Consider the following 1,873-nt stretch of genomic DNA (forward strand, 5'->3'; position numbering starts at 1 on the left):
TAGCGGTGGTGCCGGTGGCGCTGCTCGCCACAGCGGCACCGGGGTGCCTTTGAATGTGGCGGTCGGAGGCGGCGGTGGGTCCGGAGGCGCCGGCGCGGTAGGCGCAAACGGCCTCGGTGGCCGCGGCGGCGCCGGTGGCGGTGGTGGCAGCGGCGGATTTTCTGCCCCGGGTGGCGCCGCCTTCGCGGGTGCGGGCGGCGGCGGTGGAGGCGCCGGCTCAAGCAGCGAGATTGCGGGAAATGGCGGCGGCGGCGGTAATGCGGCTCAGGACCCGACGACCACCCTGGGCGGCAGCGGCGGTACCGGCGGGTTGGGCACTGGCGGCGGCGGCGGCGGCGGCGCTGTCGCTGTCACGTCATCATCAGTCACGGGCGACGGCGGCCCCGGCTCCAGCGGCGCGAACGGCGGCAAGGGTGGATCCAGCAATAACGGAGCTGGAAATGGCGGCGGTAATGGCGGCGCCGTCGGCACGGGCGGCGGCGGCGGAACCAGCTTTACCGGAGGTGCAAACTCCGGAATTGCAGGGGCGAACTCGTAAGGACGATGGACCAGGCGCTCCCAATCGCCGGCACCGACCGAGTCGGCTCCTGGGTGCGCCCTACGTCAACGCGTCGGCACCGCCGCCGACGCTGCAGCACTCGGTTGCACCGGCATGTATCCCTCCTCGATGATCGGGCGCAGTGTGGCGTCGATGTCGTCGACGGTCCGGGTGTCGGCTCCCGCGTCGCGCAGCCCAGCGGTCAACGGCAGGTTCGTGGTGGGAACGCGGTAGACGATGTTGACCCCGCCGAGGTCATTGGGCGTCGCGGTGATGTTCTGCGCCGGGACGGTGGACAGATCGGTGTTCTGCGCGACGGTGTGAACGGTGGCGATCCCGATCAGTGCATTGAGGACGGTGACGTGCTTGTCGATCTGCGCGATCGGGATCGCGAAGCCGTCATATTGGTTGACCACCTCGATCTGGCGAAATCTTGTGAGCGGCAAGCGAATCGGCGTGTAATCGAGTACGGGCGCTTTCGTCCCGACCTGGGTGTACAGGGCACCGAAGTTGGGATCGGCGATGAGGACGAACGTGGTGTTCGACGGCACGCTCGGGTCGTTGTTCAAGTCAGCCGCCACTTGCTGGACCACCATGGCGCCTTGGGATGTCCCGACGACCGAGAGCGGGGCGGAGCTCGTCGCGAGCGCGGCGCGGATGGCGGCCTTGGTCTTGGCCACCCCGGTCCGGACCGAGTCACCCAGACTAGGGTCCAGTAGCCCGGTGATGGGCCAGATCGACGCCGGGTAGTCGACGGTGACGACGGTGTCGTTGCGGTAGCGGCCGCCCAACAGCTTCTGCGCCACCGAGCTGGTGTCATTGCCGCCGAGCAAGCGGCCCAGTGTTCCGCTGGTTCCGCCGACCCAGATGACGGTGTCAGCCTGGGCCGGTGCCACAGTCGCAAATCCGAGAGCCAACGCGCCCAGCAGGCAGAACAGCTGAGGCAGGCGCGGTCGATGCCGTCGGCCGAAATCGCGGTCGATCGTCGTCATGCGCGCCAGATTATTTCTCCGGACAACTACCCTGCAGTGCGCGAACCGGCATTCATAGCCCACTCATGGCAAGTCACAGCTGTCACATATGCAACATCAGCCACAGAGCAGCTTGGACCCCGCCAGCGAGCCCGCTCTAACGGCCCAGCCGTATCACGCTGGGCAGCAACCGAATTCAGCTGTGCCGGATCAGAACAGCTTCGGCAGGCAGAAGATGATGCAGGGCAGCGACGGGAGCCCGATCGACGGCGGCGGCGGCAACTCAGGCAGCCCTATCGGCGGAGGTGGCGGCAACTGCGGCAGCCCAATCGGCGGAGGCGGGGGCAGCTGGGGCAGACCGATC

The 1,873-nt window shown here is 68.1% G+C and carries 1 protein-coding gene and 1 pseudogene; one reads left to right on the forward strand and one right to left on the reverse strand.

The genetic code is table 11. From position 1 onward, the window contains the following. Positions 1–538: pseudogene (locus BN3385_RS28795) on the forward strand (hypothetical protein); the annotation flags it as partial. Between the two features lie 65 nt (positions 539–603). Here the strand turns inward: BN3385_RS28795 and BN3385_RS00025 are convergent. Next, entirely contained in the window at positions 604–1,530 is a 927-nt protein-coding gene (locus tag BN3385_RS00025; protein WP_059013915.1) for a PE-PPE domain-containing protein, read from the reverse strand. Positions 1,531–1,873 lie beyond the last annotated feature (343 nt).

It is taken from the genome of Mycobacterium sp. M26 (assembly GCF_001494595.1).
GTDB lineage: Bacteria > Actinomycetota > Actinomycetes > Mycobacteriales > Mycobacteriaceae > Mycobacterium.

What these genes read in the sequence shown, in the direction of transcription:
- BN3385_RS00025 (WP_059013915.1), bottom strand. Translation starts at nt 1,530, where the DNA reads ATGACGACGATCGACCGCGATTTCGGCCGACGGCATCGACCGCGCCTG.